Source organism: Paenibacillus sp. NPDC058071 (assembly GCF_042885235.1).
Classification (GTDB): domain Bacteria; phylum Bacillota; class Bacilli; order Paenibacillales; family Paenibacillaceae; genus Pristimantibacillus.
The window spans coordinates 296,788-314,456 of the sequence record NZ_JBHVSK010000004.1 but is presented as its reverse complement, the minus strand read 5'-3'; the positions used below and the strand labels follow the sequence as shown (position 1 = coordinate 314,456).

Sequence of the window (17,669 nt, the reverse complement as noted above, 5' to 3'; positions counted from 1 at the left end):
GGCCGCCCTGAATGGTTGCGTTAATAAAGAGCATACATCAGCGACAAGCCTGCTTGCAACCTTCATGGAGATACATTCCATGCCGTTTATATGCCATCTTCTTAAGCTTGGTTTTCTCCGCATACGTATTTTCACACGCAAATAGATCCCCTCCGGTAGAAGGGGACCGTTGTTAAAATTATTTAAAATGACCGCAATCATTGTTTTACGCGTCTCCCTCAGATGCATCTTCCTCTTCCGAATCTTCTTCCGCAGCTTCCTCGGACGCTTCTTCCGCTTCGTCCTCGCCAGCTGCAGCTTCTTCCTCACCCGCTTCCACCTCAGCTTCCGCTTCGACGGCTTCAACTTCTACCGCTTCCGATTGCTCGGCGGCAGCTTCTTCAGCAGCTTGTACAACTTCTTCCTCTTGGCTCATGTTTATCACCTCCCGGTCCTGATTACTTCTAATTGTAGCGCTTCCATAGTAGATAACAAGAGGTGTAAAATGTCGGATCATAAGAGGTTTTCAGCCATTTTCCCGCAGTCTGCGGTCGTACTTTGTAGATGCCTCGAAACGACTTTTTTCGCGTCCCAAAAGCTGGACTTTAGTCTAGTTTTCCTTGTCCCCCCAGAACGAGGACATAGGTCCAGCTCCATGCTATTCTGTATATAACGAACCTAATCGAAAAAGGAGAAGATCCATTTATGAGTAATCGCTCGATCCTGGCTCCCGTAGCTATTTTACTGGGAGCGTATCTCTTCCTGAATCAAGGCAGCAGCTTTGGCCCAGGCGCATTGTTCGGCACGTTCTGGCCTAGCTTGTTCGTCATCCCGCTCGGGTTATTTTTCCACTGGCTGTACTTCTCCGTAACCGGGCGAAAAGGCGTCGGGGTGCTTATCCCCGGGGGCGTTCTGCTGACGGCGGGCGTTGTCTCTCAGATCGCTATGCTTTTTGACAACTGGGTTTATATGTGGCCTGGTTATATTTTAGCGGTGGCCGCCGGCCTGTTCGAATTTTATTGGTTCGGCTCGCGCAACAAATGGCTGCTCATTCCGATTAATATTTTAACGGTGCTGTCGCTGCTGTTCTTCGTCGTCTTCTCGCTTGGCACACTGCTGAAAGAAATCGAACCGCTTCGCCCGTTCATCGCTGTCGTGCTGGTCGTAGGCGGCGCTCTAGCGCTGATCGTCCGCAGGAGAGAAAGCTAGACTGCCGTATTACGCTCTCTCCTTACGCGATGAACCAAACTGCAAGCCTTTGAATGAGGGACTTAAGCAAAACAAGTGCGTATCTGGCCATGATGGCCCGCGATGCGCACTTGTTTTGCATTCACTCACCTCTTGCCGGTAAATGTTACTTTTTTCCTATACTGTGCTTAAGACGTTAATCCACAAGGAATTTTGCCCTCCTATGTCTAATTAATACGAAGGACAACTTGGCGTTTTCGGGAGGACAGGCTTTTGTCAATCAGATCAAAATTATCATGGTTCATTACATTGACGGTTACAGTCATTCTTATTTTAAATATTTCTATCTATTATTTCTCATCTAAGTCGGAGCTGCAAAGCAATGCCGAGCAGCAAATGCTTGTCATTGCCAAGCAAATCGGCCAGACGATGGACGCGGCTCAGCAGTCCCGTCAGCTTATCGAAGCGACGATCGGTGAAAAGCTGCGGATTGCCGCCATAGCGGCCAAAAACAAGCTCGACCCCGACATTACAAAAGTGACGAACGAGGAGCTTGTCCGGCTTAGCCAAGAGCTAGGCGTCGATCAAATCTCGCTATGGGAACGAACGGAGGACGATATCGTCATCACCAAATCCTCCGATCCTAGCGAGATCAATCTCGGCTCACGCACGATGGATTATTGGTATACAGCCTTTAAACAGCTCTTCGACAAGCATCAGGTCAGCATTTCTAAAGGGCAATCGCTTGATCATTTCTGGTCGGGACCGATTAACTTCGCCGCCTCCGATCCGTCTGAAATTAATAAATGGGGCTACTATCACGACGGAACGACTAACTATATGATTAACCCGTACGTGCATGCGAAAATTTTTCTCGATTTCGAAAAGATTAACGGCAGCGAAGCAATGGCCGAGCATGTGCTGCGGGACAACCGGGACATCGTCAGCATTACCGGCTACGATCCTGAATTTGTCGGGACCGATCCAATCATAAAATATAAAAAAGGCCAGCCGGTCTACAATCTGGACGTACGCAGCATTATATTCGGCGATGACTCGGCCATCAGGCCGTCCGAGGTCGAAGCGATTAAGCATGCGGCCGAAACCGGCGAAACCGTCAAAACAAAAGTCGAAGAAAACGGGCGTGAATTGCTGAAAAGCTATGTACCGATTATTGGGCAAAAAACGTTTGTCATCGGCATCAGCTTCAACAGTGACGTTATTCAGCAATCGCTCACCCGCCAATTGCTTATTCAATCGGCTATTTCCATAGGGCTAATTCTCATCACCGCGTTGGCCAGCTCCTTCCTTGCCAGCCTAATCATCCGTTCCTTGAATCAAATTCTGATTAAGGTGAACGAGATTGCCCAAGGCAACTTTGGAGCGAGAATCGCCATTAAAAGCTACGATGAAATGGGTCTGCTCGCATCTCGCGTCAATACGATGAGCTACAACCTGCAGACGTATATGACAAGGCTTAAGGACGCGGCCGAGGAATTGCGCGATACGAAGCAATATCTGGAGTCGTTCGTCAACCATACGACCGACGCCATTCACGTCTCTGCACTGGATGGGACGGTCATTCAAGTCAACCAGGCGTTCGAGAAAATATACGGCTGGAGCGAGGAAGAAATGCTCGGCAACCGGCTTGATAATATCCCGGAAGAATATCGGGAAGAGTTCGAGTCCAAACTCAAAATCGTGCTCGCCGGCGGCTCCGTCACCGACCATGAAACGGTCCGCTACGATAAAGACGGGCAGTCCATCGACGTCAGCATGACGATTTCCTCGATCCGTGACGAGCAGGGCGAGATTGTCGCCATTGCCGCGATCACCCGGAACATCACGGCGCGGAAGCAAACCGAGGAAGTGCTTCGCCGGTCAGAAAAGCTGTCCGTCGTCGGACAGCTGGCGGCGGGCGTCGCGCACGAAGTACGCAACCCGCTGACCACGCTGCGAGGCTTCGTTCAGCTTATGCAGAAAGACGGCAAGCTTGCTCCCGCCTATTACGACATCATGCTGTCGGAGCTGGACCGAATCAACTTCATCGTCAGCGAGTTTCTCGTCTTTGCCAAACCGCAAGCGAGCCGTTATCAATTCGTAGACATGCGGGTCATTCTCCGCGATATCGTCATGCTGCTCGATTCCGAAGCCAACATTAACAACGTTCGGATCGAAACGCATATGGACGACGACATTCCGCCATTGCGCTGCGAGGTCAATCAATTGAAGCAAGTGCTCGTCAACGTATTGAAAAATGGCATGGAAGCTATGCCTGACGGAGGCGTGTTGACAGTTGCGCTGCTCCGCGCGGCGGAAGGCGATCTTCTCATACGCATTACCGACGAAGGCGTCGGGATCGCCGAGCAGGATATGGCCCGGCTGTGCGAGCCTTTCTTTACCCGCAAAGATGAAGGTACGGGCCTCGGACTGATGGTCAGCCAGCAAATTATAGACAACCATAAAGGCAGCATGAAGTTCGAAAGCGAGTTGGGCCACGGTACCCGCGTCGAGATCCGGCTGCCGCTGCCGCCGATGGAGTCGCCTTACGTCAGGCGCTGATAGAGCGGCGGTACTGATTTAGCCAGAAAAAAAGCCTGCGTTTCGAGCTTCGAACCTCGAACGCAGGCTTTTTTTGGACTAGCATTTCCCGGTGCCTACTTTGACGCCTAATGCGCGGTGTGTAAGGACACTGCGAGCAAGGAGGCCGTCTGCCTCCAGACTCGCCAGCATTTACGGTGCCGGTGCCTTGCATGAGGACACTGTGAGCGGGGCGCTCAACGCCTCAAACACTTCAGACTCGCCCTCCCGGCGGTGTCATCGCGGCGTGCGCAGTGCTCGGGTCAAACCTCGTCTTAGTGCTATGAATTAACTGCTGAAATGCAGCTAATTCATAGCTGCTTTGGCCCCTGAGCGGGAATAACTGCTTTTAGGCAGCTATTTCTTAGAGCTCCGGTCTAAATAGAGAGCATTTCAAGTAAATAACTGCCAAATTGCAGTTATATCATGGATTGTGCCCATTCTACGTAAGAATAACTGCTTTTTAGCAGCTATTGATATAAATTCTGAGTCGGGGCCCAATTTGAATTGCATCCCTCCTAGCGACAACAGCTAGACGCTTACTTCAGCGTCTGCGCGTATTGAAACAGACTAAATACATCGTTCGACATCAGCAACGGAATCGCTTTTTCAATCTGGTGCGGCTCCCAATCCCACCATTTGATATGGAGCAGCCGGTCAATCACATTTTGCGGAAACCGGTACTTCACGACCCTTGCCGGATTGCCAGCGACGATAGCGTAGGGAGGCACATCTTTCGTCACGACTGCGTGGGTGCCAATGCAAGCCCCGTCGCCGACCGTCACGCCGGACATAATCGTCGAACAAATGCCGATCCAGCAGTCGTTGCCGACGATCACGTTCCCCTTGGATACCGCCACTTCAGGGATATAGCTGAATTCCTGCATAAACGCGCTGAACGGATACGTTGTCCCCCAATCGTAACGGTGATTGCCGCCCAGCATGACCGTCACGCCCGCGCCGATGGAGCAAAACTTCCCAATACTCAAAATACTGTTGGAGCCATAGGACAGCACCAGCGGCTCACCGTACGAATACGGCGCGATATACGTGTTGCCGTTCAGAAATCTCGGGGGATACGCGGCCATCAGCAAATCCATTCCCATATGATCACTTCCTGTTCTCCTAATCTCGCAGTCTAGTACTACCTGTGATTAGCATATTCAAGAACCGTCCGTTCGGACTTGGACACGCGCTTATGTATCCAGCCTTACCGTTTTTGTCCGGTGATCCCACTCGATCCGAATGCCGTACATCTTGCAAAAATCGCGAAGCGGCACCATAATTTCGCCGTCCTTGCCCGCGACCGGATTCACCCCTTCGAAGCTTGCCGGAACGCTGTCGACGGTAACCATAACCGCCTCCCCCTCTTTAATGGAGCGCCCTGCCGACTTCAGCTTCAGAATGAACTGCTCGGCCGATTCACCGCTTTTCGACCCGTTGTAGCGGAAGCCCGCCGCATCACCTGGTCCGTTCAGCCCCGCCTTCACCGTAAACGTCACATCAATGCCCAACTCCTGAACGATCGCCAAAACCTCTTCGTTGTAAGCGCCGTATGGGAAAGCTAGCACGCTCCGTTCATTTCCCAGCTCCTCTTTCAACCTTTTCTCGGCCAATGCAAGATCCTTGGTTATTCTCGCCCGATAGATCTCGTCGTTTTCTTTACTCTTAGTTTCCGCATCGTAAAGCCGGCCCGTCAGAAGCGGTTTCTTTCCGCCGTCCGCATTTACAATGCCGTATTCATGCATGTTATACGTATGACTGTAAAAGGACATGCCCGACCGCTTCATTTCCCTCATTTGCTCCCACGTCATCTTAGGACGTCCTGTTTGCCGGTCGATTGCCGAAACGATCACAAAGTTGACCGCCGGATAGCCGAATTTCTTCAGCACCGGATAAGCTTCGGTAAAAAAGCTTTCGTAGCCGTCGTCGAATGTAAGAAGTACCGCATTGTCCGGTACGGCAGCCCCTTCAAGCATAAAAGCCAAATAAGTTTCGATGTCGATAACGCTGAACCCGTTGTCCTGCAGCAGTGTGAGTTGTGCTTCGAACTTGGCTGTCGGCCACTTCGAAGCATCTTCTCCCGGATCGGCCGACATATCGTGATACATAAGCACGGCTACTTTGCCGGAATAATAGACGTTCTCCCCCGCTGTTCCGTTGCTGGCGCTATGAGCATTGCCGCTGGCTGTCTGCGGATGCGCGAGCTCTATTTTTTTATGAAATTGCTGTTCCAAGAAAGAAGCAGGCGCCAGCATTTGTCCGTTCGAAAATGTAACGGCTGGCACGCTTTCGAGTCGATTGCCGTTGACGATAAATTCGGTTTCGGTCGGCGGAGCGCTGTACGAACAGGCTTGCAGCAGCCAGGCGGCGAGCAGCAAATGAACAGCTACAGGCAGGGATGAGAACAATGGTTTACGTGGATTAAGTCGCGATTTCAATGAAAAAGCCCCCTCTATTTCTTATCGTTTGCGATAAGTATAGAAGAGGCTTCTTAACAGTCTTGCAAGCAAATGCTTATCAAATTCTTAACATCCTCTTAAAAAGCGATTAAAGTTGCTCAGCCATTACTCCACTTTACTCGACAACGGCAGCCTGACTTCAAAGACGGTTTCCCGTTTGCCGCTCCTTACGGATATCGTACCACCGTGCTTCTCGACAATGCTTTTGGCAATCGCCAGCCCGAGGCCCGTCCCTCCCGTATGCTTCGATCTCGACGGATCGGCCCGATAGAAGCGCTCAAACAGATAGGGAATATCCTGCTGCGGAATTGACTGGCCGTAGTTGACGAATGCAATGACGGCAAACTCTTCATCGGTGCCGACTCGTATGTCGACCAACTTCCCTTGCGAGCCGTAGTTAATTGCGTTGGACAATAAGTTTTCGAACACCCGAACGAGACTTTCCCCCTCCGCCATCGCAACGACTGGCTCCTGCTGCGCTTCGATCCGGCAGCTCATCCCGGCGTTTTCCAGCGCGGGAACATACTCTTCGGCCAATTGACGAAGGAATCCGACGAGATCAAGCTCTCTCAACTCGAGTTCAACGGAATGATTGTATTTCGTATATTCAAATAAATGATCGATCAAATTTTTCAAGCCGACCGATTTTTCATGGGCAATGTTGACGTAGTAACGAAGCTCTACCTCGTCCTTATAGCGATCGTTCTCGATCGCCTCCAGAAATCCGAGGATAGACGTCAGCGGCGTGCGCAAGTCGTGCGAGACGCCCGTGATGAGGTCGTTTTTGGTTTTTTCCGCATGACGCTCTTCTTCGATCGATTGGCTGAGCTGTTTGCTCATTCTGTTAATATGATGCGCGAGCAGACCAAGCTCATCGGCGGATTTTACCGGAATAGCCGCATCCAGCCGCCCTTTTGCAATTAGCTGCACCCCTTGCGTAATGTCCTTCAAGCCATTGATAATCGGCTGCGTCATCGCTATAAACACGATGAAAAACAGCACAATACCGCTTACACTAATAATGGCTGGCGAACCGACGTGATTAATGATCCATCTTAGGCCAGGATTATCCGGATTTTTATAGAACGAATAGGCGACAAAAGCATGTCCGGCCAAAAGAAGGGAAGCAGTAACGAGAACGCTGCCCAGAAACCGAAATAGAAATCGCCAGCGGATGGTGCGAAACATTCCGACGCCCTGCTCCAGCTGACGATTGATTTTAGTCGCCCTCTCCTCTTTGTTCTTCAAAAAACGTCCGGTCAGCGCAGCATAAAGCCCCCCTGCGAACGCAACGAAAAACACGACTAGTACCGGTGTGGATCCGATTGACTGCACAACCCAGACGAGCCATTTCCGATACGGCTCTATTTGAATGAAGACGTCCAGAACCGCTCGTCCGGCTAAGGTGGCAAGCAGAGCCGAGAGAATGGCGGCTAACGCAATTCTGCCTTTGTTGTTTAGCATTTGATCTAATGCGGGCATGGATCTGCCCTCCTTTTATAGCGATTCCATTTTATAGCCGATACCCCAAACCGTTTTAATAAATTTCGGGTTTTGGGGATTGGGCTCGATTTTCTCGCGAAGCTTGCGGATGTGAACCATCACCGTATTTTTCGATTCCATAAACGGTTCGTTCCAAGCCGCTTCATAAATTTTATCCATGCTGAGTACGATTCCCCGGTTGACCGCAAGCAAATGCAAAATGGCGAACTCCCGCGGCGTCAGCTTTATTTCCTGCCGATCGACCGTTACTGTATGGGTCGCCGTATTGATATTCAAGTCGTCGATGACGATTTCATGCTCGTTTTTAACTTCGGCAGCTCCAGGACTAAACCGTTTGTACCGGCGGAGATGCGACTTCACTCTGGCCACCAGCACGAGCGGACTGAACGGCTTGGACACGTAATCGTCGGCACCGATGCTGAGACCGGCTATTTTATCGATATCCTGGCTTTTGGCAGACAGCATAATGATCGGAATATGATGCTCCTCGCGAATTTTCATGCACGCCTCTAGGCCGTCCATTTGCGGCATCATCACATCTAGTATAATAAGGTCGACTTTATTCATCCGCAGCCGTTCCAGCGCCTCCAGTCCATTTGACGCCGTCAGCAGCTTATACCCTTCGTTAATCAAATAGATTTCCATTAGCTTAATAATTTCTCGCTCGTCATCTACCAACAGAATCGTTTCCATCGGCGTCCTCCCTGCCAGCTTCAATCTTTTCGCAAAATTTCATACATCTTGACTATAATACCATCAATTGTCGCGCCCTGTAATCCTTCAATCCTTGACGACGCGGTGCCCGGTCGGTCCCCGCTTTAGGCAGCGTATTGGAGCGCACTTTGAATTGGTGATATGATGGACGAAGAGATTTGGAGAGGACGGTTGCCGCTTGGAAGGACAATATGACGTTAATGGGCTGGGACTAGACCAGCTATTGCTGCTCGATCGTATGGAGGACGGATCGCAATCGGATCCGCTTTACCCGTTCGCGCTGGACGAGCTGCTCTGCAGAAGCGCCGGCCGCGGAGGACCGGCGGTTTGCCATATTTGGCGGCATCCCAACGCTTTCATTATGGGCTTGCGCGACAGCCGACTTCCAGCAGCCTCAGACGGGCAGCTATGGCTGGAGGAGCAAGGCTGGACGACGGCGGTCCGCCATTCCGGCGGCGCGGCGGTTCCACTCGACAGCGGAGTCGTCAATATTTCACTTATTATGCCGAACAGCGAAGAGCCGGGCGTTCATTTTCACGGCGATTTCGAGCGAATGTACCAATTAATTTCTCTCGCACTGCGCCGCACAGGCCGGCAAGTGGACAAAGGAGAAATTGCCGGCGCGTACTGCCCTGGCGATTACGATCTCAGCATTGACGGCTACAAATTTTGCGGCATCGCCCAGCGGCGACAGTCGCATGCGTACATCGTGCAGGCATTCGTCGTCGCGGCTGGCTCTGGACGCGAGCGGGCCGCGCTTGTACGCTCTTTCTATGAGCGGGCAAGCGGCGGCAGAAGCGACGCTGACTATCCGCGCGTCGAGGACGACAGCACCGCCAGCCTCGAGGAGCTGGCCGAACTTGGTCCGGATGCTGCCGCTTCGTTCGCGACAGCCGTGAAGAGCGTCATCCGCAGCGGACAGACGGCTGACGGTGTAGCGCGCGCGGCGGCCAGTCTTACGATGCCAACGGAAGAACAGGTGCACGAAATGATTAGCACGCTCCGTGGACGCTACAGCATCGGTCCGGCTGACCGCTAGAAGCGGCTTTAAACAGCGATGGGAAGAACTCTCTGCACGTCAGGTCAGCACTCCCGCTCACTCGAGGCCAGCGCTGATTTCGCTTTTGAGCCCACTAAGCTCGTAAAATTATCTACATTGCAAATCTCAGTTCAAAATAAGCCCGTCAGCAATGTAATCGACGACGACTTCTTATCAACAGTCTAAAAAAAGCTGCCATGACGCATCCTTTGCGCATGGCAGCTTTTTTCCATATAACGTAATCATCCGCTACGGGCGAGAAGCAGACTTGCGCAGCAACTGATTCACAACCTCGGAGAGCACTAGGCCGATCGCGATAGTTCCCGACAGCATAAACGCTTTAACGCCCAACTGGACGGCCGCGTCATAATCGTTCTCTACCACTTTGCGCATCGCGTCGTAAGCAATACCGCCGGGAACGAGCGGGATAATGCCTGAGACGTTGAACACAATGATCGGCGTTTTGTACAGACGCGAGAACAGATGGCTCATGACGGTAACGACTGTGACGGCGATCAACGTCGCGGGCACGGGGTCGAGCGCCAATTCGATGCAAGCGATATAGACGAGCCACCCGGCCATCCCGGCCGCTCCGCATTGCGGAAGCATTCGTTTAGGCGCATGGAAGATAATCCCGAAAGCGGCCGATGCGATAAAGCTTGTCACCATCTGCTCGATCCACATCATGAGCGGTTCCCCCTTTGTCCAGCCTTAAGAATAAAAAGACAGCACGACCGCAATGCCTGCCCCAATCGCAAAAGCGGTCAGAAACGCCTCCGCCCCTTTCGACAATCCCGATACCAAATGGCCCGCCATCAGGTCACGCACCGCATTCGTAATATGAAGTCCGGGAACGAGCGGCATGACCGATCCGATAATAATACTGTCCAATTGGCGGCCAAAGCCGGTTTGAACCATTAAGGCAGCGGACACGCCAATTGCAGCGGCAGCGATAAACTCAGCGAAAAACTTGACCGGCACGAACTTATGCAGCGCCAACACGAGCATAAATCCGAGCCCTCCAGCCAAAAAGGCCGGCAAAAAATCCTGCCAGCCTCCCTGAAATACAATAACAAAGCTGCCGCTCGCAAGCGCCGCCGCCAATACCTGAAGCCTCGGCGAATAGGTAGAGGCTTGTTTGTCCACCTCTTTCAACAGCTCGTACGCCTCTTCAGCCGCCAAACGACCGCCGCTAATTTTGCGCGAAATATCGTTGACGAGCGATACCTTGCGCAAATTGACGGAGCGCTCCGAGATGCGAATGAGCTGCGTGGCAGGAGCGGAGCCGTTTGCGGCGAACAGAATGCCCGTTGGCGTGACGTAGCTGTGGGAATCAGCAATGCCGTAAGCGGCCGCTATTCGCGTCATCGTATCTTCAACGCGCGATGTTTCGCCGCCGCTCTGAAGAATGATTTTACCCGCGAGCAGGCACACCTTGGCGATGCTCCCTACGGATTCAAAATCCGAGCTCTCCTGACCATGCCGATCATTGTTGTCCGCATGCAGCCGTTGTTCGCCTTCCATCTGCATCAGCTCCTGCCTCCTTCCCTTAACTTCGCCTCACAGCCTAAGCGGGAGAAGCTGTCATAAGTTACCTCGCTTCATGAGGCAGGGCGGCAGCTCGCTTCCGACTTCCGAGGCCCCGTGCACGCACGCCCTTGCGCCTCAAAACCTTCTTCTTATGCCGTTACTTCGCCGTTTGCCGGACGATCATGCTTAACGAGCGCGTGTTTTTCCCATTTCCGGCTTTTCCATCTGAGCGACATAAGAATGGCGCGAAGCCATTCGTCCGTGGCGATTGCCAGCCAAATGCCCGGCAGACCCATATTCCAGTGGAACACGAACAAGTAACCGAGCGGCAAGCTAATGCCGACCATTGTAACCATGCCAATCCAGAGCGGGAACCGGGCGTCGCCCGCGGCGCGCAGTGAGTTGATGACGACGATATTGATCGTTCGCCCGGTCTCCAGCACAATGCTGTAGAGCAGCACTTGCGCGCCCAGCTTAATGATGTTCACATCGTCGGTAAAAATGCCCATCAAATGCTCGCGGAAAGTCATCACGAGCGCAACCATGACCAACGTAGCGATGCTCGCGGACTTGATGCTGCTCCATACCCGGCCATAAGCGTCGTCCATCCGGCCTCCGCCGACCATTCGGCCGATCATAATGGAAGTGCCGACGCCGACGGCGAACGCGAACAAGTAAATAAACATTGAAATATTGGAGGCGTACTGCCGCGCCGCAAGCGAGGCGTCTCCAAGGTAGGTCGCGTAATAAAGAAACGTCATTTGGCAGCCTTGGTACATCACTTGCTCAGCCGCCGAAGGAATGCCGATTTTCAGTATTTTGCTAATGTATTGCCAAGACAGCGACAAATAATACTTAATCTGAATCTTGATCTCCATAATGCGGTACAGCAGCCAGAAGAATACGATCAGCGCCAGCAATCTGCTGACGACGGTCGAAACGGCCGCCCCTTGCACGCCCATTTCAGGAAAGCCGAAATGACCAAAAATAAGCCCATAGTTCAAGATGATATGCACGACGTTCATGCCGAACGACACGAGCATCGCTTCTTTCGTAAAGCCGTGAACGCGAATGATGGCGGCAAGCGAGTTAATGATCGCCTGCAAAAATATAAATCCGCCCACAATCGCCAAGTAGCTTTGCCCATGCTGCAGCACTTCGCCCTGCAGGTTCAAGCCGGTCAGCAAACGTCCTCCGAACAACAGGAAGAAGCCGCTGAGCACAAGGCCAATAATGAGGTTCATCGTCACGGCCAGCGCCGAGATGCGAGCCGCGTCCAGCAATTTGCGGGAACCGATATATTGGGCGACAACGATGGAAGCACCGTTGCCGATAACTTCGAGAATCAGAATCGCAATATGCAAATATTGATTGGCGGCCCCCACGCCGGATACCGCGTTATCCGAAATCGAGCTCAGCATAAGCGTATCGGCGATCCCCATCAGCATAAATAAAAAGATTTCGAGGAAGATCGGCCAGGTTAAGAAAAACAAATTAAAATCTTTGGACTGCTTTTTGTCTGCGGCTGTTGCCATTTTGTGTGTGCACCTTCTCTTAGCGAATTATCCATGTAAAACAGACGTATCGTAACATAGATCCCGGGCATTTGCATTAACTGATTTTGCCCAAGTTATCCGCTAAATTGCATTCCACCGCTAATGTTCCAATAGCTCGTCCTGCTCTGTTTTTTGGCGGTATTCGGAAGGCGTCTCGCCGAACTTTTTACGAAACAGCTGTGAAAAATGACGGATATCCTGATAGCCGATTCGCTCAGCGACGTCGGCCAGCTTCAGCTTCGGATTTTGCAGCAGCTTCTTCGCCTGCTCGAGCCGCAGGCCAATCACATACTCCTTGAAGCCGCAACCGGTTTTCTGCTTAAACAGCTGGCTGAAGTAAACCGGATTCAAATACACGATCGAAGCGACCTTCTCCAGCGACAGATCGGCATGGTAATGCGTTCTTATATACTGCATGGCCACCTCAACCGCCTGATCGCCGCCGCTCGCGTAGTGCTCGTACACTTGCGTAGAGGAAGCCTGTCTCATACGTTGTACCTCGGCAGGCACCGATTGGATATCCGAAATGAGATCGGTATGCATAATTTGGAACGGTACGCGCAAGTATTTAATTAAATGCGTTCGCAGCTCCTCCAGCAATGAACCTAGCGACGCGTTGTTGCGCAGCATGACGAGCCCTAGCAAGCTTTTACTGTCGTGGATCGTGACGAACCCGCTGCCGTGGCTGCCGATCAGCTCTCCGAGCACATTTTCAATAATAAAATGTTCCAAATGAACAACCTTTTCCGCCTCCATCTTCACCATTATGAGATGAAATTCCGGATAGCTGTCCATAAACGATTTCATATCGATTCTGCCAATATCCAGCCCTGAAGCGTACCGTTGAAAAACGGCCTCCCGCAAATATTTCTGATTCGTCTTCAGCAGCTCGGCCTCTTGGATGAACTCCCGTTCGCGTAAAATTTCGACGCCCAGCTTCTCCACCATATCGACCAGCACTTCCTTGCCGATCGGCTTCAGCAAATAATCTTTAGCGCCCAATTTAACGGCTTCCTGCGCATAGGTAAATTCAGAATGAGCGGAGATGACCACCCATTTGATGTGAGGGTAGCTTGACGCCGTGAGGTTCATTAGCTCCAAACCGGTCATGCCCGGCATAATAATATCGGTAAGTACGATGTCGATTCGTTCTTTGCGAAGCTGCATGACCGCTTCTTCGGGATTCGAAGCGAGAAACAGCCGCGCTTCCTCGAAGCGGTTGCTCAGCGTTCGTTGGATGCCTTCCCGAATCACCTTCTCATCGTCAACGATTAGAATTTTCATGAGTGTTTGTCCCCTCTTTCGTATGGCAGCGGCATGACAATAACGACCGTTGTGCCTTCTCCCTCCCGGCTGTCAATCCGCAAGCCGTAATTCTCTCCATGGAGCAGCACGATTCGTCTATGCACGTTGGGCAAACCGATGCCGCGTCTCTTGGTGGTGCCGTCCCCGCTGTCAAGCTCCGCTCCCCTTCTGCCGAACGCCGGCTCCTTCATCTGCTCCCTCAGCTCGATCAATCTTTCCTCCGATATGCCCACGCCATTGTCCTCTACCACGACGCGAAGCTCTCGAGCCTGCTGGTTTACTTCCGTGTAGACGCGAAGCACGCCTGGACGGTCGAGCGGCTCCAGTCCGCTCTTCACCGCATTCTCAATAATCGGCTGCAGCGTCATCTTCGGCATCGGCGCCTGCAGCCAGTTCTCGTCGACCTCGATCTCTGCATGCACCCTGCCTTCGAGTCTGCTCTCGATAATCGTCATATAATGGCGCATTTGCTCCAATTCTTTGCCAAGCGTCGTCTTTGACGCTTCCTCCCAGTCGGAGCTATACCGGAACATATGCGAGAGCGATAGAATAACACGGCCCAGCCGATCGTTCTCTCTCTCATCGAGCATCCAGTAGATCATATCTAGCGTGTTGTACAGAAAATGCGGATTAACTTGCGACTGAAGCGCCTGCAGCTCTGCGTTCTTTTCACTGATGGAAGAGAGCGTCGTCCGCTCGATGAGCTCGTCCATCCGCTTCACCATCCGATTGAAAGACGAAACAAGACTGTTGATTTCCGAGAAGGAATTGACGTTTACCGCACCTCGGAAATTGCCGGTTTCCACCTGCTTCATCTCTCGGATGAGCAGCTTAAGCGGCGAGGCGATATTTCGCGAGATCAAACCGGCCAAAATAATCGATAAAATCAGCACGGCCGCGCTGACATACAATAAATAAAGTCTAGTTTGCACCAATTCAGCGCTAATATCCGCCTGCGGAGTCAAGCTGTATACGGTCCAATCGGCCATCTCCGCATTTGCCGCTACAATGAGCTGATCGGTTTGGTTATCGATGACAATATCGTCACCGACCGGCCGCGGCAAGCCCGCAAACGACGGCATATCCGGCTTGTCCCCATTCTCCGGGTCCACCGGTACCGTAGACGCGACTACATTATTGTTTTTGTCTACAATATAGACCCGACTGTTTGGGCTAATTGTGACATTGGACAAAGCCGATAGAATCCGGTCCGGGTTGGTCTCAATCAACACGATGCCAATCGGCTTGTAATTGTTAAGATCATATAATTGTCTGCCAAAAACAAAAACAGGATCTGTTTTCAACATACTGTTAATAAGCGAGCCTTGTGAGATGCCGAACCACAGCATTCTGCCGTTCAATTGAATAATTTGGCGGTACCAGTCGGCCGAACTGTAATTCAAGTCGACATTGCCCGCAAAGCGGCGCTCGTAGTTATATACCTTCCCATTATTCGAAATTACATGAATACCCAGTATATCGTCTCTTGAGAAATAAATCGCACCCAGCATATTGGTTATAGCGCGCTCGTTAGCGGCGCTGAACATTTCGATATCGTACTTGTCTCGCTGCTGCAGCAAGGACAGCAGCTCGTTGTTGCTATTGAACGATTTGGTGACGCTGTCATAGCCTTCAAGCATAAGGTCGAACAAACCGACCGTTTGCGAAATATTTTTTTCAGCCATATCACTAATTTTATTATGTATGATTTCTTTCGTTTTCTGATAATACAAAAAGCTAACGAGGATTAGCAGCGCTAGCATGGACGAAAGAAAGAGCATAAATAGTCTGCCGTTAATCGAATGGCGGTTTAAAATTCGGTTCAACATTCCGTCGGCCGCTCCTCATCTTTTTCCACATATTGTAGCATATTCAAGGCCTGCGGGAGAACGCAAAAAAACGGTGAAGGGTTTAACCCTTCACCGCGCCTGCTACCATGCCCTTCGTAATCTTATCGGCAAGCAGGAAGTAAATGACAACGACCGGCAATGCGCCAAGCACCAGGAATGCGCCAATCGCGCCGTAGTTGACCGAGTATTGGCTGACGAAGCTGTTCGCACCGAACGGCAACGTTTTGAGCGCCTGCGAAGAGATAAAGGTCGCTGCCAATACGTACTCGTTCCAGATGTTGATGAAGGTCAAGATCAAAACCGTCATCATAGGCGGAACCGATACCGGAAGGATGATGTTCCAGAAAATCCGGAAAACGCCCGCTCCGTCCACAATCGCCGATTCTTCAATCTCGTTCGGAATCGACTTCATAAAGTTACTTAGAATGAATACCGCTATCGGAGTCTGAAAGGCGATGTACGGTATAATCAAAGCCAAATGCGTATTCAGAATACCGTTTGGTCCGATATTTTTAAACATTTGCATGAGCGGCAGCAGCGTCGCTTGCATCGGAATCATCATCCCGATCAGGAACAGCAGCATAACCACTTGACCATACTTCCACTGGAAACGGCTGATTGCGAAAGCAACCATCGAAGCCAGCAACAGGACGCAAATCATCGTAATAAGCGTTACTTTCACGCTGTTGCCGAGAAATGAGAAGTACCCGGCGTCAAGCGCTTGCTGGAAGTTTGTCCATTGAGGAGACGCCGGCAAGGAGAAAAAGCCCCCGTCCAAAATCTCTTCATTCGTTTTCATTGAATAAATCAATAGCCAGAGGAGCGGATACAGCTGAGTTACGAGCAGCACCCCGAGCAAAAGGAACGCAAGACCTTTTCCAATACCAAATTTGCTTCTTGTCTTGTTTTTTGCGGATGGTTTTATCGCACCCGCTTGTGCAGATTGATTCAAAGCGGTTCCCTCCTCCATTACGAGTATTTCCGTTCTAAGCGGTTGAAGACGAAGTTAATGACTGCCGTTGCAACCAAGCAGACAACGACCAGGAACGTCGCAATGGAACTGCCGTAACCATATTTCATAGAAGCAAACGACATGTTGTACATATGCATCGCTAGAACGTCGGTAGCATGAGCCGGACCGCCGCCGGTCATGACCATGATCAAGTCGAACGATTGCAATGATCCTATAAAAGCAAGAACGATCGAAATTTTTATGATCGGAATATTCATTGGTAAGGTGATGTGCCAGTCAGCTTTCAATCCTTCGGCACCGTCAATTTTAGCAGCTTCGTAAATATCCGAAGGGATATTCTGAATACCTGTGAATTGAATCAATGTATGATAGCCGAGATATTGCCACAAGGCTACAACATACAAGGAGTACATCGCAATGCTTGGATCTGTAAGCCATGCCTGCTGCCAAGAGGCCAGGCCGATCATTTCCAGCACCTGATTGAGCATACCGCCCATAGAGGCCGGATTGTAAATCGTTTTCCACAGTTGGCCGATAACGACGACCGACAAAATTGCCGGAAGGAAGTAAGCGGAAACGAGGAAATTCGGTTTTTTCACGAAACGGTTAAGCACAATGGCGATAAACAACGCAATCGGAATCTGAATGCACATCGACACGATCGCGAATACGATAGTCCTGCGAACAGCAGGCCAGAACAATGGATCTACAAACAACATAGTATGGAAATTTTTAAGTCCGACAAAACTTGACTCGCCGATCCCGTTCCAATCCAGCAAGCCGCTGTACAGGTTGACGAGAATCGGAACGAATACGAAACAGACGTAGATTAATAGACATGGCAGTACGAACAGCGCTATCGTCCATTTCGATACTCTTAGTACGTTCATCTCGCGCTCCTCCTCAAAATGACACTTATAAGTACAATCGTGCATAAACGGCCCTTGCCGCCATTTGGCGGCAAGATCCGTTTAGCGTTTTGAAACTATA

General features: G+C 51.2%; 15 protein-coding genes. 3 read left to right on the top strand and 12 right to left on the bottom strand.

From position 1 onward, the window contains the following. Nucleotides 1-205: 205 nt before the first annotated feature. Complete coding sequence (locus tag ACFVTB_RS09075) at nt 206-415, bottom strand: hypothetical protein (RefSeq protein WP_387747630.1); 210 nt, start codon at nt 413-415, stop codon at nt 206-208. A gap of 269 nt (nt 416-684) precedes the next feature. On the opposite strand from ACFVTB_RS09075, the gene ACFVTB_RS09070 reads away from it, so the two are divergent. Both ACFVTB_RS09070 and ACFVTB_RS09065 read left to right on the top strand, forming a co-directional pair. After that, the gene (locus tag ACFVTB_RS09070) at nt 685-1,188 is read left to right on the top strand and encodes a hypothetical protein (protein ID WP_387747628.1); all 504 of its coding nucleotides are present in this window, start codon (nt 685-687) and stop codon (nt 1,186-1,188) included. Nucleotides 1,189-1,440: 252 nt separating this feature from the next. After that, nucleotides 1,441-3,729: a PAS domain S-box protein gene (locus ACFVTB_RS09065; protein ID WP_387747626.1), complete on the top strand. Its 2,289-nt coding sequence runs from the start codon at nt 1,441-1,443 to the stop codon at nt 3,727-3,729. A gap of 557 nt (nt 3,730-4,286) precedes the next feature. On the opposite strand, the gene ACFVTB_RS09060 is transcribed toward ACFVTB_RS09065, so the two are convergent. The 4 genes from ACFVTB_RS09060 to ACFVTB_RS09045 form a co-directional block, all read right to left on the bottom strand. Beyond that, nucleotides 4,287-4,835 (bottom strand): CatB-related O-acetyltransferase, encoded by a 549-nt coding sequence (locus ACFVTB_RS09060; protein WP_387747929.1) that lies wholly within the window; start codon nt 4,833-4,835, stop codon nt 4,287-4,289. Between the two features lie 108 nt (nt 4,836-4,943). Beyond that, complete coding sequence (locus ACFVTB_RS09055) at nt 4,944-6,188, bottom strand: polysaccharide deacetylase family protein (RefSeq protein WP_387747624.1); 1,245 nt, start codon at nt 6,186-6,188, stop codon at nt 4,944-4,946. Between the two features lie 126 nt (nt 6,189-6,314). Continuing rightward, nucleotides 6,315-7,691, bottom strand: coding sequence for a sensor histidine kinase (locus tag ACFVTB_RS09050; protein ID WP_387747622.1), 1,377 nt, complete (start codon nt 7,689-7,691; stop codon nt 6,315-6,317). Between the two features lie 15 nt (nt 7,692-7,706). Beyond that, nucleotides 7,707-8,405 carry a response regulator transcription factor gene (locus ACFVTB_RS09045; RefSeq protein WP_387747620.1) on the bottom strand — a complete coding sequence of 233 codons (699 nt, stop codon included), beginning with the start codon at nt 8,403-8,405 and terminating at the stop codon, nt 7,707-7,709. Nucleotides 8,406-8,664: 259 nt separating this feature from the next. Between ACFVTB_RS09045 and ACFVTB_RS09040 the strand changes: the two genes are divergently transcribed. After that, nucleotides 8,665-9,465 carry a lipoate--protein ligase family protein gene (locus tag ACFVTB_RS09040; protein WP_387747927.1) on the top strand — a complete coding sequence of 267 codons (801 nt, stop codon included), beginning with the start codon at nt 8,665-8,667 and terminating at the stop codon, nt 9,463-9,465. Nucleotides 9,466-9,714: 249 nt separating this feature from the next. Here the strand turns inward: ACFVTB_RS09040 and ACFVTB_RS09035 are convergent, their stop codons facing one another. The 7 genes from ACFVTB_RS09035 to ACFVTB_RS09005 all read right to left on the bottom strand — a co-directional run bounded on the left by ACFVTB_RS09035 (nt 9,715) and on the right by ACFVTB_RS09005 (nt 17,569). Next, nucleotides 9,715-10,152 (bottom strand): threonine/serine exporter family protein, encoded by a 438-nt coding sequence (locus ACFVTB_RS09035; protein ID WP_387747618.1) that lies wholly within the window; start codon nt 10,150-10,152, stop codon nt 9,715-9,717. 24 nt (nt 10,153-10,176) lie between these two features. Then, nucleotides 10,177-10,995 carry a threonine/serine exporter family protein gene (locus ACFVTB_RS09030; RefSeq protein WP_387747616.1) on the bottom strand — a complete coding sequence of 273 codons (819 nt, stop codon included), beginning with the start codon at nt 10,993-10,995 and terminating at the stop codon, nt 10,177-10,179. 149 nt (nt 10,996-11,144) lie between these two features. Continuing rightward, nucleotides 11,145-12,530 carry an MATE family efflux transporter gene (locus ACFVTB_RS09025; protein WP_387747614.1) on the bottom strand — a complete coding sequence of 462 codons (1,386 nt, stop codon included), beginning with the start codon at nt 12,528-12,530 and terminating at the stop codon, nt 11,145-11,147. 120 nt (nt 12,531-12,650) lie between these two features. After that, nucleotides 12,651-13,835, bottom strand: coding sequence for a response regulator (locus tag ACFVTB_RS09020; RefSeq protein WP_387747612.1), 1,185 nt, complete (start codon nt 13,833-13,835; stop codon nt 12,651-12,653). Next, on the bottom strand, nt 13,832-15,685 hold the full coding sequence (locus ACFVTB_RS09015) for a sensor histidine kinase (RefSeq protein ID WP_387747610.1): 1,854 nt from the start codon (nt 15,683-15,685) through the stop codon (nt 13,832-13,834). Before ACFVTB_RS09015 ends, ACFVTB_RS09020 begins: the two co-directional genes overlap by 4 nt. 82 nt (nt 15,686-15,767) lie before the next feature. Then, on the bottom strand, nt 15,768-16,658 hold the full coding sequence (locus ACFVTB_RS09010) for a carbohydrate ABC transporter permease (RefSeq protein WP_387747608.1): 891 nt from the start codon (nt 16,656-16,658) through the stop codon (nt 15,768-15,770). 17 nt (nt 16,659-16,675) lie between these two features. After that, nucleotides 16,676-17,569, bottom strand: a complete 894-nt coding sequence (locus ACFVTB_RS09005; RefSeq protein ID WP_387747606.1) for a carbohydrate ABC transporter permease — start codon at nt 17,567-17,569, stop codon at nt 16,676-16,678. Nucleotides 17,570-17,669 lie beyond the last annotated feature (100 nt).